19 protein-coding genes, 1 tRNA gene and 1 other RNA gene are annotated in these 24671 nt (G+C 35.1%); 16 read left to right on the top strand and 5 right to left on the bottom strand.

Features of this window, described 5'->3' with window-relative positions; translation table 11 throughout:
* Positions 1 to 47: 47 nt before the first annotated feature.
* Positions 48 to 1748, bottom strand: a complete 1701-nt coding sequence (ilvD, locus tag KA883_RS05905; protein ID WP_064209961.1) for a dihydroxy-acid dehydratase — start codon at positions 1746 to 1748, stop codon at positions 48 to 50.
* 445 nt (positions 1749 to 2193) lie between these two features.
* On the opposite strand from ilvD, the gene KA883_RS05900 reads away from it, so the two are divergent.
* A complete protein-coding gene (locus KA883_RS05900) occupies positions 2194 to 2973 on the top strand; it encodes an arylamine N-acetyltransferase family protein (RefSeq protein WP_046207002.1) in 780 nt (259 codons plus the stop codon).
* Positions 2974 to 3136: 163 nt separating this feature from the next.
* On the top strand, positions 3137 to 4102 hold the full coding sequence (locus KA883_RS05895) for a LysM peptidoglycan-binding domain-containing protein (RefSeq protein ID WP_046207001.1): 966 nt from the start codon (positions 3137 to 3139) through the stop codon (positions 4100 to 4102).
* Between the two features lie 124 nt (positions 4103 to 4226).
* Here the strand turns inward: KA883_RS05895 and KA883_RS05890 are convergent, their stop codons facing one another.
* A complete protein-coding gene (locus tag KA883_RS05890; RefSeq protein ID WP_046207000.1) occupies positions 4227 to 4496 on the bottom strand; it encodes a hypothetical protein in 270 nt (89 codons plus the stop codon).
* Positions 4497 to 4678: 182 nt separating this feature from the next.
* On the opposite strand from KA883_RS05890, the gene KA883_RS05885 reads away from it, so the two are divergent.
* The 3 genes from KA883_RS05885 to KA883_RS05875 all read left to right on the top strand — a co-directional run bounded on the left by KA883_RS05885 (position 4679) and on the right by KA883_RS05875 (position 6905).
* Complete coding sequence (locus KA883_RS05885) at positions 4679 to 5068, top strand: NUDIX hydrolase (RefSeq protein WP_210139906.1); 390 nt, start codon at positions 4679 to 4681, stop codon at positions 5066 to 5068.
* Positions 5062 to 5532 carry a GNAT family N-acetyltransferase gene (locus KA883_RS05880; protein ID WP_046206998.1) on the top strand — a complete coding sequence of 157 codons (471 nt, stop codon included), beginning with the start codon at positions 5062 to 5064 and terminating at the stop codon, positions 5530 to 5532. Before KA883_RS05885 ends, KA883_RS05880 begins: the two co-directional genes overlap by 7 nt.
* Before the next feature lie 740 nt (positions 5533 to 6272).
* Positions 6273 to 6905, top strand: coding sequence for a hypothetical protein (locus tag KA883_RS05875; RefSeq protein WP_046206997.1), 633 nt, complete (start codon positions 6273 to 6275; stop codon positions 6903 to 6905).
* A 186-nt stretch (positions 6906 to 7091) separates the two neighbouring features.
* On the opposite strand, the gene KA883_RS05870 is transcribed toward KA883_RS05875, so the two are convergent.
* The 3 genes from KA883_RS05870 to gltC form a co-directional block, all read right to left on the bottom strand.
* Positions 7092 to 7880 carry a YibE/F family protein gene (locus tag KA883_RS05870; protein WP_046206996.1) on the bottom strand — a complete coding sequence of 263 codons (789 nt, stop codon included), beginning with the start codon at positions 7878 to 7880 and terminating at the stop codon, positions 7092 to 7094.
* On the bottom strand, positions 7877 to 8989 hold the full coding sequence (locus KA883_RS05865; protein ID WP_210139905.1) for a YibE/F family protein: 1113 nt from the start codon (positions 8987 to 8989) through the stop codon (positions 7877 to 7879). Before KA883_RS05865 ends, KA883_RS05870 begins: the two co-directional genes overlap by 4 nt.
* An 81-nt stretch (positions 8990 to 9070) precedes the next feature.
* On the bottom strand, positions 9071 to 9958 hold the full coding sequence (gene gltC, locus KA883_RS05860; protein WP_046206994.1) for a glutamate biosynthesis transcriptional regulator GltC: 888 nt from the start codon (positions 9956 to 9958) through the stop codon (positions 9071 to 9073).
* A gap of 141 nt (positions 9959 to 10099) precedes the next feature.
* On the opposite strand from gltC, the gene gltB reads away from it, so the two are divergent.
* The 11 genes from gltB (at position 10100) to recR (ending at position 24301) form a co-directional block, all read left to right on the top strand.
* On the top strand, positions 10100 to 14599 hold the full coding sequence (gene gltB, locus KA883_RS05855) for a glutamate synthase large subunit (protein ID WP_046206993.1): 4500 nt from the start codon (positions 10100 to 10102) through the stop codon (positions 14597 to 14599).
* Positions 14600 to 14617: 18 nt separating this feature from the next.
* Positions 14618 to 16081, top strand: coding sequence for a glutamate synthase subunit beta (locus tag KA883_RS05850; RefSeq protein WP_046206992.1), 1464 nt, complete (start codon positions 14618 to 14620; stop codon positions 16079 to 16081).
* 60 nt (positions 16082 to 16141) lie between these two features.
* Positions 16142 to 16234: transfer RNA gene (locus tag KA883_RS05845), tRNA-Ser, on the top strand.
* A gap of 330 nt (positions 16235 to 16564) precedes the next feature.
* On the top strand, positions 16565 to 17992 hold the full coding sequence (gene treP, locus KA883_RS05840; protein WP_046206991.1) for a PTS system trehalose-specific EIIBC component: 1428 nt from the start codon (positions 16565 to 16567) through the stop codon (positions 17990 to 17992).
* A gap of 88 nt (positions 17993 to 18080) precedes the next feature.
* A complete protein-coding gene (treC, locus tag KA883_RS05835; RefSeq protein WP_210139904.1) occupies positions 18081 to 19715 on the top strand; it encodes an alpha,alpha-phosphotrehalase in 1635 nt (544 codons plus the stop codon).
* Between the two features lie 30 nt (positions 19716 to 19745).
* On the top strand, positions 19746 to 20471 hold the full coding sequence (gene treR, locus KA883_RS05830) for a trehalose operon repressor (protein WP_046206989.1): 726 nt from the start codon (positions 19746 to 19748) through the stop codon (positions 20469 to 20471).
* A gap of 71 nt (positions 20472 to 20542) precedes the next feature.
* Positions 20543 to 20812, top strand: an RNA gene (ffs, locus tag KA883_RS05825) — signal recognition particle sRNA large type.
* 181 nt (positions 20813 to 20993) lie between these two features.
* On the top strand, positions 20994 to 21524 hold the full coding sequence (locus tag KA883_RS05820; RefSeq protein ID WP_210139903.1) for a GNAT family N-acetyltransferase: 531 nt from the start codon (positions 20994 to 20996) through the stop codon (positions 21522 to 21524).
* A gap of 59 nt (positions 21525 to 21583) precedes the next feature.
* Positions 21584 to 23293: a DNA polymerase III subunit gamma/tau gene (gene dnaX, locus KA883_RS05815; protein WP_046206987.1), complete on the top strand. Its 1710-nt coding sequence runs from the start codon at positions 21584 to 21586 to the stop codon at positions 23291 to 23293.
* A gap of 89 nt (positions 23294 to 23382) precedes the next feature.
* A complete protein-coding gene (locus KA883_RS05810; RefSeq protein ID WP_026034724.1) occupies positions 23383 to 23700 on the top strand; it encodes a YbaB/EbfC family nucleoid-associated protein in 318 nt (105 codons plus the stop codon).
* A 4-nt stretch (positions 23701 to 23704) separates the two neighbouring features.
* Entirely contained in the window at positions 23705 to 24301 is a 597-nt protein-coding gene (recR, locus tag KA883_RS05805) for a recombination mediator RecR (RefSeq protein WP_046206986.1), read from the top strand.
* Positions 24302 to 24671 lie beyond the last annotated feature (370 nt).

Genomic DNA, 24671 nt, shown 5'->3' with positions numbered 1-24671 from the left:
ATACTTTTAACATTAATTATAGAATGGTATTAAACAAATGTGATGCATTAGTCAGTAATTGCACCTTTTGAAGCAGATGATACGAGTTTGGCATATTTTGCTAAAGTACCACGTGTTTCTTTTAGTGGTGGTGCTTGCCATGCATTGCGGCGACGTTCTAGCTCTTCATCTGAAATATCAAAACTAATTTCTAAATTTTTAGCGTCAATGGTAATGATGTCGTCTTCTTGAAGTAATGCCATTGGGCCCCCTGCTTGGGATTCTGGAGCAGCGTGACCAACTACTAGACCATGTGAACCGCCTGAAAAACGTCCATCTGTTAGCAATGCTACAGATTCACCTAATCCTTTTCCTACTAAAATAGAAGAAGCTGATAGCATTTCTGGCATACCAGGCGCCCCTTTTGGTCCAGCATAGCGAATCACCACAACATCTCCAGGTTGTATATCGTCATTGAGTATGGCTTTTGTAGCTGCAGGTTCTGAATCAAAAACCTTAGCAGGTCCTTTAATATAAGTCACACTTAAACCTGAAATTTTGGCTACTGCGCCCTCAGGTGCTAGATTACCTTTTAAAATAACAAGTGGACCCGTAGGATGTTTAGGCTGATCAAAATTAATGATTGCTTTATCGTCAGAAAGGCTAGGTTGTTGAGCTAAGTTTTCAGCAACGGTTTTCCCAGTAACTGTTAAACAATCTCCATGAATTAACCCTTTTTCATGTAATAATTTCATTACACCTGGCACGCCACCTACTTCATCAAGATGTGCCATGACGTATTTGCCGCTAGGTCTTAAATCAGCAATATGCGGTACGCGTTTACGTATTTTTTCAAAATCATCAAGTGTCAAATCTACGTCAATAGTATGTGCAATAGCTAGTAAATGTAAAATCGCATTTGTAGACCCACCTAATGCCATGACAACAGTAATTGCATTTTCAAATGCTTCTTTGGTCATGATATCTTTAGGATATATACCTTGTTCCAATAAATGATAAACAGCTTTGCCTGCTGCACGACTATCTTTAGATTTATTAGTTGATACAGCTGGGTGAGACGCACTTCCAGGTAAGCTCATTCCCATAGCTTCAATGGCAGAGGACATTGTATTCGCAGTAAACATCCCGCCACAAGCACCAGCACCAGGGCAAGCAGCGCACTCTACTTTATGTAATGCTGCCTTATCTATTTCTCCATTATTGTATTGTCCCACACCTTCAAAAGCAGATACGGCATCCAAATCTTTGCCATCTAATTTTCCGGGTAATATAGTACCGCCATATACAAAGACAGCGGGTAAATTAAGACGAGCGATACCAATCATACATCCTGGCATGTTTTTATCACAGCCACCGATTGCTACTACGCCATCTAAATTTTCTGCGTTGACTACAGACTCAATTGAATCAGCAATGATTTCACGACTTGGCAATGAGAAACGCATACCATCTGTGCCCATGGAGATACCATCTGAAACTGTTATCGTATTAAAAATCAATGGTGAACCTCCGGATTCGCTTATACCGCGTTTAGTTGCACGAGCGAGACCGTCGATGTGCATATTACATGGTGTGACTTCACTCCATGTACTAGCGACACCTATCATAGGCTTTTCAAAATCTTCATCTTCAAAACCAAGTGCACGTAAATAAGATCGATTTGGTGTGCGACTTACACCTTCACTAATCACTTTGCTGCGAATTCGTAAATCGTTTGGTTGTTGATTTTGCGATTGTTCCTTGCTCAAATAATCCCCTCCAAAATAAAAAACATAATATATTAAGAATAGTCTGAAAATTAATAATAAACACCAAGCAGTGTGACGCTTAAACGTTCATACATATCACTAAACCGTGAGGTGCCAAAATGTGTAAAAATTATTAGATTAGCTATACAAATGTATAGACATACACAATATCTATTTATTTAATTGATGTCAATATCAAAAGATTGTCTATAATCATTATTACCCCTTATCATATAAAATAATAGAATATATTGAAGAAAATTATACATAACTTAGAATAACTATATTTTTGTTGTTTCGAGTGAATGAGTGGGGTTGATCGAGTTTAAGTTGAAGATGCTTTTTGATGTACTTAAAATTCCTGATTTGCTTGTTACTTCTAATTGAATTCATGCATCGTGAGTATCGAGCTTATTTTTAAGCTATTAAGAAATGGAGGAGTTGTATGACTAATTTTAACGTATTAGAAAATTATTTAGAGATAGACACACATACAGATCATGGCAATCACTTAGAAACATTGAACTATTATATTGAAAGATATGTATTGAATGTGCCATTTGAAAATATTAATGTGCAGAATGGACAACCTATTGCTTTAGATAATGCATCAATGATAGATAAAATTGTGAACCAACATAGAGGTGGTTATTGTTATGAACAAAACAGATTGTTTTGTGAATATTTAACAAGTAAAGGCTATAACGTTTATATGGTTTCTGCGACAATTTATAATGGTTCAGACTGGGCCATGGAAGGTTCACATATGGCATTAATCGTTATATTGAATCAGAAAAAATATTTAGTTGATGTCGGTTACGCGGATATACCTAAAGCAGCCATACCTATTGCACATGATGAGCAACCTGTTTATGATGTGAACGGTGAGTTTAAGGTAAGTAAAGTAAGTGACCATACATTTGAAATGAAGAAAGAAGTTGATTATAAATGGCAGACGCAATATCAATTTAAAGATGAACCTAGAGAACTGGCAGATTTTGAACCAGGTATAGCGTTTAATCAAAATAATGAATCATCTATTTTTGTACAGAAACTGTTAATTAGTAAAGCAATGCCATATGGTAGGGTGACAATGTCGAATGATCATATAACAATTACACATCATGGTCAAAAGGAAAAGAAAAATATAACATCTGAAAATTATAAATACTTTTTACATCGTTATTTTAATATTAAAGATATAGATATAAAAACATTTGACTGAAATATACAGTTTTCAAAGCCATGTTTCATTAGAAATAACAAAAGGTTTACTTTGTAATAATAATGTCATATAAATTATATACAAAAGTGTTAAATTAAATTGTATAATAGTAAGCGTGATGGAAACGAAAAGTATCGGATTTATATTTGGGAGGTTAACATAAGTGCATAAAAAAATAATAGCAACTGTAATTGGGACAAGTGCGCTTGCAGCTATTAACTCTGCAAATGCAGATGCAGCTACAACATACAAAGTCAAAAGTGGCGATTCTCTTTGGTCAATAGCGAATAAATATAATATTTCAATAGCAAAATTGAAATCATTGAATAATTTGACATCGAATGTGATTTTTCCAAATCAAACATTGAAAGTGTCAGGGACTACAACTTCAAGCACTTCAACAAGTAGCTCAAGTGCGACAACATATACAGTGAAATCAGGTGATTCATTGTCATCGATTGCTGCAAAACATGGGACGACATACCAAAAAATCATGAGTTTAAATGGGCTCTCGAATTTTACAATCTATCCAGGCCAGAAATTAAAAGTATCTGGATCAACATCTACGTCAACAAGTGGTTCAACTGCATCAGGTAGCACAACGACATACACAGTGAAATCAGGCGATTCATTATCGGCGATTGCAGCTAAATACGGTACGACTTATCAAAAAATCATGAGTTTGAATGGTCTTAAAAACTTTAATATCTATCCAGGACAAAAATTAAAAGTATCTGGTACTGCATCGTCATCTAGTGGCTCAACAGGTTCAACTGGCTATAAAACGCCGGTATTCAATCATTCAAATTTATATGACTGGGGTCAGTGTACATGGCATGTATTTAATAAACGTGCTCAAATCGGTAAAGGGATTAGTACTTATTGGTGGAATGCTAATAATTGGGACAACGCTGCACCAGGAGATGGCTACACAGTAGATCATAGAGCAACTGTAGGGTCAATCTTACAAAGTGACCTTGGATATTATGGACATGTAGCATTTGTAGAATCTGTAAATTCAAATGGTAGTATTACGGTTTCTGAAATGAACTACAGTGCTTCGCCTGGCATTGTCACTTATAGAACAATTCCAGCATCTCAAGTAAGTTCATATAAATATATTCATTAAAGCTGTCGAAGAAATAAATATTTTTGACACACACGCATAAACGTCAATTTCTATTAATTATATAGAAATTGACGTTTGTTTTGCTTTTATGAAATTTTACAACACATTGATGTGCAGTTTATATTTATGGTTCTTGACGTAATGATTTTATACGCTTGGCAGTTGAGAACAACGTACTTGCCAAAGTGAATGTTGAAAATATTTTAGCGAATTTCTTAGGTGATTTTAAGGCAGTGTAGAAATCTAAGACTGCACCCACACTTGTAATAGCCATGCTCGTGTATAGTAATTTTTTATTTTTTGATTGATATGCATACCAATTAAAGCCTTCTACGGCAATACCTATGAAATTCATTGTATTTGAAATGCGGTTAATTTTTGTTTTTTTAGCCATGAATGAAATCCTCCATTTTATAAAATCCGTTTTATTATTATAACATTAAATAAATTAAACTCTATGGTGAGAGAGATATACCAAATGTTTTCAAGGAAGAAAATATGATAACATAAGTGCTGAAAGTACAAAAATAGTTTGATTATGATGTTTATTCATGAGGGGGAGTGGAGACGTTAGTTATGATTAAATGTGTATGCTTAGTAGTTGAATCAGATGACAAGTTGTTATTAGTACAAGCTAGAAACAGAAATAAATATTATTTTCCAGGTGGAAAAATAGATTCAGGAGAATCCCTAAAACAAGCTTTACGAAGAGAATTACAGTTGGATATTTCGGAAGAAACCTTTACATATATGGGGAAAGTTGTAGGAGATGCTTATCCCCAAAAAGATAAAAAGACGGAGTTAAATTGTTTTTCAACATCTTTTGAAATTGATTGGTCATCAGTAAAACCAGCACAAGAAATTACTGATATAAAGTGGATGAAAAAAGATGAAACAGAAAAAATTGCACCTGCCGTGCTTACATGGATTGAATATGCTAAAGAAGCGCAGTATCTAAAATGGTGAAATTAAGACCGTATCATACATTGTTATTTTCTGATTTAGAGAAATTTACGTTGTTGGAAGAAGATCGTAAATTCACTAAAACCCCTTTGGAAAATATTGATTTGGCAAATCGAGATCAAGAACGTCACCCTACGTTAGTGTATGATGACAAAGATCGATGTGTTGGCTTTTTTACGTTACATGAAGGTGAAAGGATCAAACCTTATTCTACAAACCCAAATGCAATATTTTTTAGATCTTTCAGTGTGGATAGTCAATATCGAGGATTCGGGTACGGTAAAAAGGTTATGCAAGCATTGCCTCAATATATCAAGCGGTATTATCCGACGATCAATGAAATTTATTTAGCGGTTAATACAGATAACCATTTGGCTAGAAAACTTTATATTCAAAATCATTATGAAATCGTAGGGGAAACGTTATTAGAAAACAAACCTGTCTACATAATGAAACAAAGTTGTTGAAATTAAAAGTTGCGTCGTAAAAGCTAACAGAGTTTGTTAGACTTTGCGACGTTTTTTTACGTGAAAAACTTGATAAATGTGGTTGCGTAATAGAGTTACAAATGGAAAATAAATAAGAGTAAAAAATTGATAACTATAATTAAATTTGAAGATTTTAAACGCAGAATTAAAAATATATTAAAATTATTTAAATTTAGATGAATCAATTATGTTTATTTAAATATGAAAATCTGCTATGGTTGGTTATTAAATGTTAAATATATAAATAATATAAAATAAGGATATGATTATTTTGAATGTATAAGCTGTTAAACTGAATTGCTCAAGCATGATTAGATTGAATAGACAATATGAACCGAAGATTTTTATTTGAACTTCTTGATGTGCAGTTTGGTTTATGAAAAATCATTTTTAAACCGTTAAGATTGGCTTTTGCAAGTGCTTCGCATATGAGATTGTACGTAGAGCTTAATAGATATTATGGTTGAAAGTCATTTATTAATGTTGTCTGCTGTCATAAGTTTTGATGATACTTTGTAGAAGTTTGATTTTTAAAAGTTTAGCATGCCATAAATAGTAGAATTATTTTATTGATTAATAATCATTGATCTTAAGTTGAAAAATAAACATGAGCTTTGGCACTTCACATTTGATGTGGGGTGTTTTTCTATGTGTGTCGACAGCGAGTATTGCGATAGCCAACTATTATGATGAAAAACAATGTAATAGGAGGTTATTTTATGCTTATAAAACGTAACAATGTGAGCCCAAATGTGAGTCCATTTAATATTATGTGTAAAAATTTTAATGAAGAAATAAAACCTTTTACTTATCAAAGGTTCGTAGATTTTGGGGAATGTTACTATTATTTGAAAGGTACTTCATTTGATTATATTGCGACAAGCGTTATTACTAGATATGAAAATGAAGCTTACGATACATTTAGTTCTAGATTTGATCATTTTGATGAAACTGAAAAGGTATACATTGAAAAATTAGAGGTGGCACCTCCTTTTGAAAACAAAGGGATTATGACAATTATGTTTTGTGACATTATGTTAGCATTATTAACGAGAAGTTTAGCGAATGAAAATCATATAGAGATTAAATTTATCAATACTTCAGATTTAATCAAAGATGGGAAGATAGTCAATGTGTACCATAGTGTGATGCCCCAATATGAATTATCCTTAGCACAACCTAGTAGTTCGAGAATTGTATTGGAAGGTAGACGTACTAAATTTAATATTGATTTTTATCAAGATATTTATTATATATTCCCACTGCAAACAAGAGAAGAGGATATCGCATATTACACAAAGTTACGAGAACGTAAAATACGGTTATTAAATGAAAAATTGCAAGAACTTTAAATGATATCATTGCGTTGAAAAAACGCTTGGAAAGTTAAATTCACAAATAAAAGCTGAAAAATTTGTGCCATTGTAGGATGGAAAAAAGCTTTAATTATAAAAATTAGTATATATGCATTATATAATTATACAAATTTAAGAAGGAAGTGGGAGGCATTTAATGATGTCCCACTTCCTTTTCACTTTTTAATGTGACGATTGATGTGTGTGTTCTGGATGACGCTTTTTTTGATATTTAATTAAAAGTGCAGTTATCCAAGCAGTAATAGGGATGCTGATTGCAACAGCGATACCACCTAGAAGAATGGATATAAATTCTTGTGCGAAGATTTTAGAATTGATGATATGTCCAAAAGAATAGTTCAATCTAAAAAACCAAAAGAATAACGTTAATTGCCCACCAAAATAGGCTAGATAAATTGTGTTTGCAGATGTAGCTAAAATTTCACGTCCTACCCGCATACCAGATTGAAACAATGCTTTGCTTGATAAAGTTGGGTTGGTTTCGTATAGCTCATACATGGGTGAACTGATTGTTATTGCTAAATCAATCACCGCAGCTATGACGGCAAGCACTACTGTGAACACCATGAATTTCACCATATCAATGCCAATATTCATAGAAAAAATATACGTTTCATCTTGTTGCTCGGTCGTAAATCCTTGTAAATGTCCGATAGATACTGATAAATAAATGCCGACTATCAAGCATAAAGTAGTAATAATCGTCGCGCAAAATGCTGCTTTGGTTTTTGTATTGTAACTATTTAAAACGAATAAATTACATGCTGCGATAACGATACAGAATATCAGTGTTACGAGATAAATAGGCGCACCAAGCATAATGATAATAACAGTGATTAATAATATGACAAAATTTAAAAAGAGTGTTAAATAAGAGATGATTCCTTTTTTTCCTCCAAAGATTGCCATTAATAAGAAAAGTATAAAACCTAAGATTGTTATGACGCTCACTGATTAGCACCTCGCATTTTAAACCATAATTGCATTAATAAAATAGTGATTGGAATAGTTAAAATAATGCCAATACCACCAGTAATTGCCCGGGAAATTTCTAATGACCAATTCATGGAAATTGTATAAGTAACTGTATTGGCATTTTTAAGATATATAAGAAACATTGGAAGACTACCAGATAAATATGAAAATAATAAGATATTTGTCATTGTCCCCATAATATCTTGGCCAATATTACGTCCTGCGAGCGCCCAACGAGTCATGTTGATGTTAGGCGTTCTGCGTAATATTTCAGCCATGCCACTTGCTATTGTGATAGCAACATCCATGACAGCACCGAGTGTGCCAATCATAACAGAAGCGAGGAAAACGTCCTTAGGAGGCAAAGTTAAGAAACTCATAGTTTCAAACTTTAAGCCAGCACCGCCTGTTAATTCAATAACTAATTGGGTAGCACCAACACAAATAAAAGTCCCTAATAAAGTGCTTGCTATCGTAATTGACGTTCGCCATCGCCAACCAGTAACTAAGAGTAAAGTGAATATCGTGCTGAAAATGACACCGATACTCATAAGTGCAAATAAGTTTAAATTCGGGAATTTACTGTGTAAGTAGATAGCCAAGAGCACAACAATAGTATTGAAAACTAAAGACAGTATCGATTGTAAACCGATTTTTCGACCTACCAGTAAAACGGTTAATAAAAATATTCCAGTTATCATAACGACGAGGCTATCTCGTTTCTTTTCTATGATATAAGTATCACCTAGATGCTTGCCAATGTGTAACAAAACTTTGTTGTGTTTGGAGAATGCTTCACTATCAGCTTGTGATGCGATGTAATGGTGTGGTATCTTCGTCGTTTGCCCCTTGAACTTCCCGTTTAAAATTTTAAGTGTTAGGGTTTGGTTATATTTAGTATCTTTATTGTGATTATCATCCGTAATGTGTGATGTGGATTTATTTTCGATTTTTGTGATTTGACCAATTGGTGTATCGTAAAATCTGTCATTGAAAAATGTGAAAATAAATACAGCTAAAAATAAGATCATGAATATCAAGACGACCCAATCAAAAGGCCGTTTAAATAACGTTTTAAAAGGCATTGTTTTGTTTCAGTCCTCTCTATATAGACAATGCGATTATACGCTCACAACGATTTAAATTCAAAAGTTTTATGCATATGATTAATGATAAGTTGTGCTTCTACTTAATAATTTATCAATGAGTTCTAATAAAAATTGTAAATCGTGTTTTCGATTGTCTAGTCGAACAACTTGGCAAATGGTTCTTTTCAATGCAGTATGTTCTAATGATATTTTTTCCCATTTTTGTAGATTTTTTGTTAGCAAATGATAAGAAGCTGTGACGATGTAACCACGCGATTTGCTTAGGATATATTCTGCTAGTTGAGGATGTGTGATCGTTTGTATAGGTGTTTTGGTTGTTTTTACTAATGCTTGTCTGATTTTCGTTGGTAATGGATATAATTCGTAAATAGATTTATTCGAAAATTGTACTAAAGGTGGATTTGTAGCCATAGTGATGGGGTCATCTTTAGGTACATAGACATGAAATGTTTCTTCAAATAAAGGGCTTACTTTTAAAGAACGGTGTTGTTTGAGTTCATCTGACATAGCAGTAAAAGCAATATCAATTTTATCTGTGAGCAAAGCTCCAAATATATCGTCCTCTTCCATTAAAATAGGCTGAATGATAGATGTACTTTCGTTTTCAAAGGATTGCATTAATAAGGTTAATACCTGCGTTATATAGCTTTCAACGTAACCAATACGTATAATATAATGCTCTGTTTCAGATTGGTTATGAAATAAACGTACTGTGTTATCAAGTTGTTCGATAATCTTGGTTGCTTCAGAAAACAATTGTTGTCCTTCTTCGGTAATGTGTATGTTACGTCCTTCTCTATTAAACAATGTTACTTGTAACTCTTTTTCTAATAATGTAATTTGCCTGCTTATGGCAGATTGAGCAATGTTAAGTTCTAATGCAGCATCTGATAAATGTTCTCTTTTTGCAACTTCTATAAAATATTTCAATTGTTTAATTTCCATATAACCATTCCCAACATATTAATATTATTCGAATTATTAGAATAATATCATCTATTTTATATATTGAATAGATTAATGTATTACTATATAGTTTACTATACTTATTTATTATTCAGAATTTTCGAAAAAGAGGTGAGGGTTATGATCGAATATGGTAAGCAATTGGGGTTATATGATAGTCGTGAAGAGCACGATGCATGTGGTATTGGATTCTATGCCAATATGAATAATGAAAGGTCACACGATATCGTTGAAAAGTCATTGGAAATGCTACGTAGGTTAGATCATCGTGGAGGAATTGGTGCAGATGGTATAACTGGTGATGGTGCCGGTATCATGACAGAGATTCCTTTTGGGTATTTTTCTGAACAAACAGATTTTGAATTACCGGAAGAAGGTCATTATGCAGTAGGCATGTTTTTTTCAAATGAGAAGATAAAAAATTCAAAGCATGAAGCAACGTTTAATCGTTACTTTGAAAGCGAAGGATTGAATGTTATTGGTTATAGAGACGTACCAGTTGATGTCAATGCCATTGCCGAACATGTAGCTCAAACAATGCCATATATACAACAGGTATTCATCGCCTTAAATAATCAAACGCATATAGAAAAAGCATTGTTTTTAGCACGTAAGCAAATTGAATTATATGCTAAAAAACAACAAATAGATTTATATTTTACAAGTTTGTCTCATAAAACAATCGTCTATAAAGGGTGGTTGCGTTCTGATCAAATTAAGAAACTCTTTCAAGATTTAAATGATGAGCATTATATATCAAAACTTGGACTTGTACATTCCCGTTTTAGTACAAATACCTTTCCGAGTTGGAAACGTGCACACCCCAACCGATTATTAATGCATAATGGGGAGATTAATACCATTAAAGGTAACGTAAATTGGATGCGCGCAAGACAAAATGATCTCATTGAAAGTATTTTTGGTGAAAACAAACATAAAGTAGAGGAAATCATTGATGAAGACGGTAGTGACTCTGCTATTGTAGACAACGCATTAGAATTTTTATCTTTAGCAATGGAACCAGAAAGAGCAGCGATGTTAATGATACCGGAGCCTTGGCTTTATAATACGGCGAATGACAATAATGTCCGTGCTTTTTATGAATATTATAGTTACCTAATGGAACCGTGGGATGGCCCGACAATGATTTCTTTTTGTAATGGGGAGAAAATTGGTGCGCTAACAGATAGAAATGGCTTGCGTCCAGGACGTTATACAATCACTAAAGATAATTACATTGTTTTTTCGTCAGAAGTGGGTGTTGTAGATGTACCGGAAGAACAAGTTGCTTTTAAAGGCCAACTCAATCCAGGTAAATTATTATTAGTTGATTTTCAACAACAAAAAGTAGTTGATAATAATGAATTAAAAGCACGTATCGCTGATGAATTACCATATGAGAATTGGCTAAATCAATTTAAAATAGACTTAGATTTAAATCATGTAAAAGTGACACCATCGGATTGGGATGAAACAACTTTAACAAGGTTACAAAAGCAATTTGTTTATACGAAAGAAGAAATCGACAAATATATGACAGAATTAATTGAAAGTAAGAAAGATCCAATTGGTGCTATGGGGTATGATGTTCCAATTGCTGTTTTAAATGAAAAAGATGAATCGTTATTTAATTATTTTAAACAACTTTTTGCACAAGTTACCAATCCGCCAATTGATGCATATAGAGAAAAAATAGTGACAAGTGAATTGTCTTATCTAGGTTCAGAAGGTAATTTACTAAATCCTAATGAAGATGTGTTGAACAGAATTCAATTGAAAAAACCGGTGCTAACTGAGGCGCAATTAAAAACGATTGACGACAGTAGGTTTAAAGTTAAGCATTTATCTACATTGTATCAAGAAAATTTAGAATTGGCGTTAGACCATTTAGGGGAACAAGCAATTCAATCAGTAAAAGATGGCTATGAAATCATTGTCTTAGATGACCGTGTATTAGTAGAAGAGCAAGGTTATGCAATGCCAATATTGCTTGCGGTCAGTCATGTGCATCAGTTATTAATCAGAAAAGGTTTACGCATGCGCACAAGCATCATCGCACTTTCTGGTGAAACGAGAGAGGTGCATCATGTAGCGTGTTTATTAGGGTATGGGGCGAATGCAGTCGTACCATATCTAGCGCAACGTACAATAGAAAATTTAGTAGATAAAGGACGCTTAAACGGAGAGGTTACTGAAAATGTCCAAACATATACAGATACTTTGTCAGAAGGTGTCATAAAAGTAATGGCTAAAATGGGCATTTCTACCGTTCAAAGTTACCAAGGAGCACAAATTTTTGAAGCGGTAGGTTTGTCGCAAGATGTGGTTGACCAGTATTTTACAGGCACACAAACCAAGTTATCTGGTATCGATATAAACTTGATAGATAAAGAAAATAAAGCAAGACAATCATCTGAGAGCGAGTACCTGGAATCTGGCAGTACGTTTCAATGGCGTAAGCAAGGTCAACATCACGCATTTAACCCGACGACAATTCACTTACTACAACATGCGTGTCGTTTAAATGATTATGAACAGTTCAAAACATTTTCAAATGAAGTCAATCATCAACGTACAGATCATATTCGTCATTTAATGGAATTTAAAAAGCAAGACTCGATTGATATCAATGAAGTAGAAGCAACGACTGAAATCGTTAAACGTTTTAATACAGGTGCGATGAGTTATGGCTCTATTTCTGAAGAAGCACATCAAACACTTGCTGAAGCAATGAATCAAATGGGTGGTAAAAGTAATAGTGGTGAAGGTGGAGAAAACCCAGAACGATTTGTGGTGGATGATGAAGGTCGAAATCGATCTAGTGCAATCAAACAAGTTGCTTCCGGAAGATTTGGAGTGACGAGTCACTACTTACAACATGCCAAAGAAATACAAATCAAGGTAGCTCAGGGAGCTAAACCAGGGGAAGGCGGGCAGTTGCCTGGTTCTAAAGTTTATCCGTGGATTGCTGAAGTCAGAGGGTCTACGCCGGGTATTGGCTTGATTTCCCCGCCGCCTCATCATGATATTTATTCAATTGAAGACTTAGCACAATTAATTCATGATTTGAAAAATGCTAATAAAAACGCAAATATTACAGTGAAGCTCGTATCTAAAACTGGTGTCGGAACAATTGCAGCAGGTGTAGCTAAAGCTTATGCAGATAAAATTGTGATTAGTGGATATGATGGTGGGACGGGTGCTTCTCCTAAAACAAGTATCCAACACGCAGGTGTCCCTTGGGAAATTGGCTTAGCAGAGACACATCAAACTCTGATGATGAATAATTTAAGGTCGAGAGTGATTGTAGAAACAGACGGCAAATTACTTACAGGTAAAGACGTGGCATATGCGTGTGCGTTGGGAGCTGAAGAATTTGGTTTTGCAACAGCACCTTTAGTCGTACTTGGCTGTGTCATGATGCGTGTATGTCATAAAGATACATGTCCAGTAGGTATTGCTACTCAAAACCAAGATTTACGCGCGTTATTTAATGGTAGAGCAGATCACGTGGTTAATTTTATGCATTTTGTTGCTGAGGAATTAAGGGAGATATTAGCCGAACTTGGATTACGCACGGTAGATGAATTGGTGGGTCGCACAGACTTATTAAAACGAAAAGATAATTTATCTCAACAAAGACCTAAAGCTGCTTCTATGAATGTAGAAGCATTATTATATCAGCACGACGGTGAAAGATATAAAAATATTGTGCAAAATCATCATCTTGATGAAGGTTTCGATTTAACGCAACTATTACCTGATGCTCAATCAGCAATTGAGCAACATAAGTCATTTACTGGCAATTATGTTGTAAAAAATGAACAACGAGACGTGGGTGTCATTACTGGCAGTATGATTACTGATATCCACGGTGCCGACGGTTTGCCTGAGGATCGTATTTATGTCAATACGGTAGGGCATGCTGGTCAAAGTTTAGGTGCCTATATACCTCAAGGATTAACAATACATCACACGGGTGATGCTAACGATTATGTAGGTAAAGGACTTTCTGGCGGTAAAGTGATTGTTAAGGCACCGACGCAACAACGAGAATCAGAAATTATAATTGGCAATGTTTGTTTCTATGGTGCATCATATGGCAAAGCTTTTATTAATGGTAAAGCTGGTGAACGATTCTGTATTAGAAATAGTGGTGTACAAGTAGTTGTTGAAGGTATTGGTGATCATGGTCTTGAATATATGACAGGTGGACGTGTCATTGTGCTTGGAGATGTCGGGAAGAATTTTGGTCAAGGTATGAGTGGGGGCGTCGCTTATATCTTCCCATCTGATGTTGAAAAATTTAAAGAAGCGCATCAATTAGACAGTTTAGACTTCGACGAAATCACTGTTGAAGCAGAAAAAAATGTTGTAAAAGAAATGTTAGAAGACCATTTACTTTATACAAATAGCGCTAAAGCTAAAAATATATTAAACCATTTTGAATCTGTAGTTGATCAAGTAGTAAAAGTCATTCCAAAAGATTATAAATTAATGATGCAAAAAATTGAATTGCAAAAGCGCGAATCTAACCAGCAAGATGAAGCGTTATTGAATGCTTTTAATGACAAGAGAACACATTTAGAACCAGCACAACAATTAACGGCTGTGTATTAAATTGAAGGGGGACTGAGTATGGGGGAATTTAAAGGATTTATGAGTTATGACAAACAACCCTTGCCTGAATTGTCTTTAGTAGAACGTTTGAAAGGACACGCACCCTTTCAGCAGAGGTTTACCAAAGAAGAAGCATCAGAACAAGGTGCGAGATGCATGGATTGTGGCACACCATTTTGTCAGACAGGTGAGCCACATGGTAGAGAAACAATTGGTTGTCCTATTGGGAATTACATTCCTGAATGGAATGACTTAGTGTACCAAAAAGACTTCAAGACAGCATATGAACGGTTGAACGAGACAAATAACTTCCCAGAATTTACTGGACGCGTATGTCCAGCACCATGTGAACAATCGTGCGTAATGAAGATAAATAGAGCATCTGTTGCGATAAAAGGGATTGAACGTACCATTATAGATGAAGCTTTTGAAAATGGTTGGGTCGAACCAACGATACCAAGTGAGCGCAAAGCAGCATCAGTAGCGATAGTAGGAAGCGGTCCGGCTGGCTTAACAGCTGCAGATGAATTGAATAAATTAGGTTATTGGGTAACTGTATATGAACGTGCGCGTGAAGCAGGCGGGTTGTTAATGTACGGGATCCCCAATATGAAACTAGATAAAGCGGTCGTGCGACGTAGAATTAAATTAATGGAACAATCTGGTATCACCTTTATCACTAATACGGAAATAGGGGTAGACATCAGCAAAGAAAGTTTAGAGGAACAATTTGATGCCATTATTATTTGTACAGGCTCACAAAATGCTCGCGATTTACCATTAGAAGGCCGAATGGGCATGGGTATTCACTTTGCTATGGATTACTTAACAGAACAAGGCGAATATTTAAATGGTGAAATTGAAACGCCGTCCATTTCCGCAGAAGGAAAAAATGTGATTGTCATTGGTGCAGGTGACACAGGTGCAGATTGTGTGGCAACTGCATTGAGAGAAAATTGTAAATCTATCGTTCAATTTAACAAATACACGAAGCAACCAGAAGCCATTGAATTTGATGAAAATACGTACTGGCCGTTGGCAATGCCTGTGTTTAAAATGGATTATGCGCATGACGAATATGAAGCGCGTTTTGGTTTTGAACCACGAGCGTATGGTGTGCAAACGATGCGTTACGAAGTGGATCGTATTGGTAATGTAACAGGTGTTTATACACAAATACTTGAAGAAACAGAGGATGGTATGGTGGTTGTCGATGGTACAGAACGTCATTGGCCAGCTGATTTGGTACTGTTATCCATTGGATTTATTGGTACAGAAACTACTGTGCCACATGCTTTTGATATACAAACTGAAAGAAATAAAATTGTCGCAGATAATAAAGATTTTAAAACGAATCAATCAAATATTTTCGCGGCAGGTGATGCAAGAAGAGGTCAAAGTCTTGTTGTTTGGGCTATTCAAGAAGGAAGAGCAGTCGCTCGTGCAGTGGACGAATTCCTAAATGAAAAAACATTGGTGTAATACTTTAATTATAATTGACTTTTTTAATGGGCTATAATATTATAATTATTGTGTTCATTTGGAGGAATACCCAAGTCCGGCTGAAGGGATCGGTCTTGAAAACCGACAGGGGCTTAACGGCCCGCGGGGGTTCGAATCCCTCTTCCTCCGCCATTATCATTAAATACCAAGACTAATAAATATAGTAGGCAAACGTTTATTTAATATAAAGTGTTTGTCTTTTTTGTTTTTAAAGTCAATGATGAAGAAAAATAGACGAATAGTGAATATCGTCTTACTATTGCTTGTGTCACAGGTTATTAAACATAATGCAATGATTACATCAGATGCAAAACAATATATTTTTTTTGAAGTAGGTCTATACGGAAATTAAAAATTAATTTCCGTATAGACCTTTTTTGTGAGTTGAGTGAAAGCCCTTGCAAAACTTGTCTATACAAGTTATACTCTGGATAATATTAAAGTTTAAGGGAGGGAATCATCATGGCTGTTAAAAAGAAAGATGTTCAAGATATCGTCAAGGCTATTGGGGGCAAAGAAAACTTGGACACAGCAACACACTGTGTGACGCGTTTGCGACTTGTTTTGAAAGATGATGATAAGGTAGATAAAGAGAGTCTGAGTAACAATGATTTGGTTAAAGGACAATTCAAAGCTGACAATCAATATCAAATTGTAATTGGACCAGGTACTGTTGATGAAGTTTATAAACAATTTATTGAAGAAACTGGGGCAGAAAGTGCCTCTAAAGATGATGCTAAAGCAGCGGCAGCTCAAAAAGGCAATCCTATACAAAGATTGGTTAAGTTATTGGGAGATATCTTTATTCCGATTTTACCAGCTATCGTAACTGCTGGTTTATTATTAGGGATTTATAATGTATTAACGATGGAAGACTTGTTTGGGAAGCAGGCATTGGTGGCACAATATCCACAGCTAGGGGACTTTGCAGATATCATTAATGTTATCGCGAATACTGCCTTCATATTCTTACCGGCTTTAATTGGTTGGAGTAGTATGCGTGTGTTTGGCGGGAGTCAAATACTCGGTTTGGTATTAGGTCTGATTTTAATGAATCCGCAACTCGCTTCACAATATGACATAGGTAAAGGTAACATTTCGGCGTGGCATATCTTTGGTTTAGAAATTAAACAACTGAATTATCAAGGTCAGGTCTTACCGATTTTATTAGCATCTTATGTATTAGCGCAAATTGAAAAATTCTTAAGTAAATATGTGCATGATTCAATCAAGATGTTAGTTGTTGGTCCCGTCGCCTTATTAATCACTGGTTTCTTAGCCTTTATCGTTATAGGACCAATTGCTTTATGGCTAGGAACAGGGATTACAAACGGTGTGACATTTGTGTTTGAACATATAGGTTGGTTAGGTGGCGCAATTTATGGGTTCTTCTACGCACCTCTAGTGATTACAGGTTTACACCATATGTTCTTAGCGGTTGATTTCCAACTGATGGGAAGCAGTCTTAAAGGAACATATTTGTGGCCGATCTTAGCGATTTCAAATATCTGTCAAGGTTCGGCCGCATTCGGTGCATGGTTCGTCTATAAAAGACGTAAAATGGCAAAAGAACAAGGCTTGGCAATGACTTCTGGCGTATCAGGTTTCTTAGGTGTTACTGAACCAGCGTTGTTTGGTGTAAACTTACCGTTGAAATATCCTTTTGTTGCAGCGATTTTAACTTCGGGTGTGATAGGTGCTATCATAGGTGCAATCGGTGTCTTAGGTAATGTTGGCGTTGGTGGTGTACCAGCTATCATTTCTATTAAAAAAGATTTTTGGCTCATTTATGGCATAGGTACTGTTCTGGCAATGGTAGTACCAGCAATATTAACTGTGATCTTCTCGAAATTTAGTAAAGAAGAAGCGAAAGAAATAGTAGAAGAATAGTTAATGCAAATAGATAAGTACAACTAAACTCGCTAAGTTTGTTTAGCGGGTTTCTTAATTTAAAATACAAAGATAAGGTGGTAATCAAATGGTAGTCAATGATTGGAGAAAATCGGTAGTTTATCAAATTTATCCCAAATCATTTAATGATACGACAGGTAATGGTGAAGGAGATTTAAACGGCATAATTGAAAAGTTAGATTATCTACAATATCTGGGTGTGGATTATATTTGGTTAACGCCTATTTATGAATCACCTATGAATGATAATGGTTATGACATTAGTGATTATTATAAAGTGAACGAACAATTTGGCACGATTGAAGACTTAAAAAGGTTGATTGCTGAAGCGCATCGACGCGATTTAAAAATAATGATGGATATCGTCATTAACCATACTTCTACAGAACATGAATGGTTTAAACAAGCATATTCAGATAAAAGTAACCCGTACAGAGACTACTATTTCTTTAAGCGGTCAGCGGATAATCAACCACCAACTAATTGGGAATCGAAGTTTGGTGGTAATGCTTGGAAATACGATGACAAAACGGATGAATATTACCTACATTTATTCGATGTAACACAAGCAGATTTAAATTGGGATAATCCAGAAGTACGTCGGGAACTTTATAAAGTAATTAATTATTGGATTGACTTTGGCGTAGACGGTTTTAGATTCGATGTCATTAACTTAATATCAAAAGGTGAATTTAATAATTCAGAAAAGGTAGGAAAGGAATTTTACACTGATGGGCCACGTGTGCATGAATATTTACATGAAATGAATCAGCAGACATTTGGTAGTAAAGATATGATGACGGTGGGTGAGATGTCTTCAACAACGATTGAAAATTGTATCCAGTATACGGATCCTGCACGTCAAGAGCTAAGTAGTGTGTTTAATTTCCATCATTTAAAAGTAGACTATATTGATGGCGAAAAATGGACAAACGCTAAGTTAGATTTTCATAAATTAAAAGAAATATTAATGGAATGGCAAATAGGTATTTATAACGGTGGCGGATGGAATGCCATTTTTTGGTGCAATCATGATCAACCACGTGTGGTAACGCGGTTCGGTGATGATTCGACTGAAGCCTTACGTCAAAGTAGTGCTAAAATGTTAGCCATCGTCTTGCACATGCTCCAAGGCACGCCGTATATTTATCAAGGTGAAGAAATTGGCATGACAGATCCTCATTTTAATGATATCGACCAGTATAGAGATATAGAATCTTTAAATGCATATCATAAGTTAAAAGGTGAAGGTTATCCAGAAGCAGAGATTCTAACGATTTTAGGACAAAAATCTCGTGATAATTCTCGTACACCTGTACAGTGGACAAATGGTGAAAATGCAGGTTTTACTTCCGGTACACCTTGGATTGATATTCCTGATAATTATAAGGAAATTAACGTTGAAGCAGCTATAGAAGACGACCAATCTATTTTACAAACATATAGAAAATTAATAAAGCTACGTCACGAATATGATATTATAACTTATGGAAATATTGAGCCACTTTACATGGATCACGATGAATTGTTTATTTATAAACGTCATCATGAAGATGAAACATGGTTGGTGATTGCTAACTTTTCAAAAGCAAAAGTTGAACTACCAAAAGCGTTAAACGTTGATGGGCAAGTCATGTTACAAAATGGGTCGATTGAGAATGGCTTAATAGATGGATTTGGTGCCATAGTAGTTAGACAATAATTTAAAGTAAAAGGCAGTGAGTGAAATCACATGAAACAGAAAAAATTTATTTCGATTTATGAAAATTTACGCACAGATATCATCGAATCAAAGTTACCCTATGGCGCTCAATTGCCCTCAGAAAATGAATTGGTATTCGACTATAATGCTTCTCGCGAAACTGTGCGCAAAGCGCTTAATCTACTTGTTAGAGATGGCATGATTCAGAAAATAAAAGGTAAAGGTTCAGTTGTCATCTATCAAGGTATTACAGAATTCCCATTTGCGAATTTAACCAGTTTCAGGGAAGTTCAACAAGGGTTAGGTCTGGGTCACGAGACTGAAGTTAGATTATTAGAACGCATACCTGCTAGTGAAGCGCCAGAAGTAAAAAGCGCTTTGGGCTTGCGTCAGAGTGAGACATTGTGGCATATTATTCGAACGCGAAAGATTGATCATCGTGTGAAAATTATCGATGAAGATTATTTAGTAGAAAAAATCGTTCCTAATATAACGATGCATATTGCTAAAGATTCGTTGTACCATTATATAGAACAAACATTGAAACTAGAAATTAGTTACTCTAATAAATCTATCACTTTTGAATCATTTGGTGATTTAGAATATGAAATATTTGGAGATGTAACGCCGTCGTATACTGCTACGGTCCGAGGAATCGTCCATTTAAAGGATACGACAAAATTTCAATATAATATTTCCAAACATTTAGCTACAGAATTTAAGTTTAACGATTTTTCGAGACGTCATAAAATTTAATGAAATAAGTTATAAAATAATGAATTGTATGACTTGCAATCAGTCATTACCTTATAGTATGATATATCTTGCCGTGCTAGGTGGGGAGGTAGCGGTTCCCTGTACTCGAAATCCGCTTTATGCGAGACTTAATTCCTTCGCTGAGGCTACGTTTTTGTGAAGTCTGCCCAAAGCACGTAGTGTTTGAAGATTTCGGTCCTATGCAATATGAACCCATGAACCATGTCAGGTCCTGACGGAAGCAGCATTAAGTGGATCATCGTATGTGCCGTAGGGTTGCCGAGATTTAGCTGTCGACTTTGGTTACGTTTATGATACGTATTCGAAGCGAAGGTGCACGGTTTTAATTTTTAAATAAATACAATTAACCATATATTATGAGTGACTTATCTTTTGATAGCAGTCACTCTTTTTTTATATTAAAATAAGAGCGATACATTAATTTAATTGATCGAACTGCAACGATATCATTCTGATTGTAACTGCTGAAAATTGAATTTAGTGAATTTGGAGGAACGACATATGCAAATTTATTTAAGTACATTAACTGAAAATGACTATGACGCAAGTTTAGAGGAAATAAAAACCGCTTTTGAAAACGTCGTAGAGTCCAACCATGATGAACAAGATTTAGTTTTGAAAATTAGAGCGTCGACAGAATATAATTACGAATTGGAAGTTGTTGCTAAGACAGATGAAGGTGATGTCGTTGGTCATGTGATGCTTACGGAAATAGAGATAATTAACGATGAAACACGCTTTACCGCCTTAGCGTTAGCCCCTTTATCCGTATTGCCGAAATACAGAGGTAAAGGTATAGGTAAAGCCCTTGTCCAAGCAGTGGAGGAACGTGCAAAAGCGCAAGATTATACGACAATCATTGTACTTGGAGATCCTGGATATTATGGTATGTTAGGTTATGAAGAGGCGAGCCGTTATCAAATTTATAGTCCGTTTGATGTGCCATCGAAATACTTTATGGTTAAATTCTTGTGGGAACAACTTGTTGAGCAACCAAATGGTAATGTAGTTTATCCAGAGGCATTTAATTAATATTCAAAATATAAAGCACAGTGATATAATAGTTGTTGAATGTTATTGGAGGTGCAAAGGTGAATTATCAAGCTTTATATAGAATGTTCAGGCCCCAAAGTTTTGAAGATGTAGTTGGCCAAGAACATGTAACTAAAACATTGCGCAACGCAATTTCAAAAGGAAAACAATCACATGCGTATATTTTTAGCGGACCTAGAGGAACAGGTAAAACAAGTATCGCAAAAGTATTCGCGAAAGCTATCAACTGTCTAGAACGTTCTGATGGAGAACCTTGTAATGAATGCGCTATTTGTACAGGTATTACGCGCGGAACGAATTCAGATGTGATTGAAATAGATGCTGCTAGTAATAATGGTGTGGATGAAATTAGAAATATCAGAGATAAAGTTAAATACGCACCAAGTGAATCAAAATTCAAAGTATACATTATAGATGAAGTTCATATGTTAACAACAGGCGCTTTCAATGCGTTGTTGAAAACTTTAGAAGAACCACCAGCCCATGCAATCTTTATTTTGGCGACTACCGAACCACATAAAATACCTCCGACAATTATTTCAAGAGCGCAAAGATTTGATTTTAAAGCAATTAGCCATGATGAAATTGTAGAACGTTTGCAATTCGTAGCAGACAATCAAGAGATAGAATATGATCATGGAGCCTTAGATTTTATCGCTAAAGCTTCTGAAGGCGGTATGCGAGACGCGCTAAGCATTATGGACCAAGCAATCGCTTTTGGCGATGAACACCTTACATTACAAGACGCGTTGAATGTAACTGGTAGTGTAGATGCTCAAGCGTTGAATGATTTACTGAAAGAGGTAGTTGAAGGAGATGTAAAAACTGCATTTTCAACTTACCATCAATTTATTGCACAAGGTAAAGAAGTAAATCGCTTGATTAACGATATGATTTATTTTGTAAGAGATACCATTATGAATAAGACATCTAATATGGACTCTGAATATGATGCACTGATGCATTTTGACTTGGATACTTTATATAAAATGATTGACGTGATTAATGATACGCTTGTTTCAATCAGATTTAGTGTCAATCAAAGCGTTCATTTTGAAGTATTATTAGTTAAAATAGCAGAAATGATTAAAGGAGAACCTGAAAATGTGCAAACTGTTGCTACAACGAGTGTAGCCAGTGAGCCTAATAATGAAGTATTGTTACAGCGAATGGAACAATTAGAAAATGAATTAAAAACTTTAAAATCACAGGGCGTCGTAGCTAACAGTGCCAAACCACAAGCTAAAAAAACAGCTAGTAAAGGTCCACAATCGAAAAATGCATTTTCAATGCAACAAATAGCCAAAGTGTTAGACAAAGCTAACAAAGAAGATATTAAGCAACTTAAAGACCACTGGCAAGAAGTTATAGATCACGCTAAGAGTAATGATATGAAGTCATTAGTAAGTCTTCTTCAAAATTCAGAACCAGTGGCAGCAAGTGAAACCCATGTACTGATTAAATTCGAAGAAGAAATACATTGTGAGATTGTAAATAAAGATGATGAAAAAAGAGAGAATATTGAGAACGTAGTATGTAACATTATAGATAAAACAGTGAAAGTAGTCGGTGTCCCAGCAGACCAGTGGATGAGGGTAAGGACAGAATATCTTCAAAATCGTAAACAAGGTACAAGTGCCGAGGAAAACAGAACAGCGACAACAACGTCACCTGAAGATGTTGATGTCGTTCAAAAGGCGAAGGACTTATTTGGAGAAAATACAGTAAATGTCATAGATGAAGAGTGATACATGACAATGAATTAAAAGGCATGTATAATGAGACAAAAGATGAAATACAATCAAATGAGATTGAAGTTTTTAAGGAGGATAAATATATGCGCGGTGGCGGAAATATGCAACAAATGATGAAACAAATGCAGAAAATGCAAAAGAAAATGAATGAAGAGCAAGAAAAATTAAAAGAAGAAAAAGTACAAGGTACGGCTGGCGGTGGCATGGTGACTGTCACAGTATCAGGTCACAAAGAAGTTCTCGATGTAGAAATTAAAGAAGAAGCAGTTGATCCAGATGACATTGAAATGTTACAAGATTTAGTTATTGCTGCTACTAATGAAGCGATGAATAAAGCTGATGAACTTACTCAAGAACGCTTAGGTAAGCATACACAAGGCTTAAATATTCCTGGAATGTGATTGTATGCACTATCCAGAACCAATATCCAAACTTATCGACAGTTTCATGAAACTGCCAGGCATTGGGCCTAAAACAGCCCAACGTCTGGCGTTTCATGTATTAGATATGAAAGAAGACGATGTCGTTCAATTTGCTAAAGCTTTAGTCGATGTTAAACGAGAACTTACCTATTGTAGTGAATGTGGGCATATTACTGAGCAAGATCCATGTTATATTTGCCAGGATAAACAGAGAGATCGCTCAATTATTTGTGTAGTTGAGGACGATAAAGATGTAATCGCTATGGAAAAAATGCGTGAATATAAAGGCTTGTACCATGTGTTACATGGTTCTATTTCTCCGATGGATGGCATAGGACCGGAAGATATTAATATTCCAAGTCTGATTAATCGTTTGAAAAATGACGAAGTGAAAGAGTTAATCTTAGCGATGAACCCCAATTTGGAAGGTGAGTCAACAGCAATGTATATATCAAGACTGGTCAAACCAATTGGTCTAACAGTAACTCGATTAGCGCAAGGACTTTCTGTCGGCGGAGATTTAGAATACGCGGATGAAGTAACCTTATCAAAAGCGATTATGGGCAGAACAGAGATGTAGTAAATGCTCAATTGTAAATTCAAATGAAACCGAAGCTACCTTTTTTTAAGGTAGCTCTAATTTTTCGAAAAGAATTTTAATAAATAGTAAAGTTTGTTTTATAGAGGTTTATCAGCTGTTTTTCGATAACAAACCTCATGATGAAGTAATAAAAACGAACTTTATGTATTTTTTGAGATTTTAAAGTATGTGAATTGAAGAAGTTATACTTTTGGTTTTACATAAAAGTGTAAATTTTACTGTTGTTCAAAGCGTTTTAAGCGTGTATAGTATTTACTTGTCGGACGAAACAAAACGACACACAAAACAATATTTCAAAACAAGCTTTAAAATTAATTTTAAAAAGTTCTTGACTTTCAAAGTCAAAACC

Origin of the sequence: Staphylococcus sp. GDY8P54P (assembly GCF_017892645.1) — a bacterium.
GTDB classification, from domain to species: domain Bacteria; phylum Bacillota; class Bacilli; order Staphylococcales; family Staphylococcaceae; genus Staphylococcus; species Staphylococcus ureilyticus.
The sequence above is the reverse complement of the archived record's forward strand: the minus strand, read 5'-3'. Positions and strand labels throughout refer to the sequence as shown.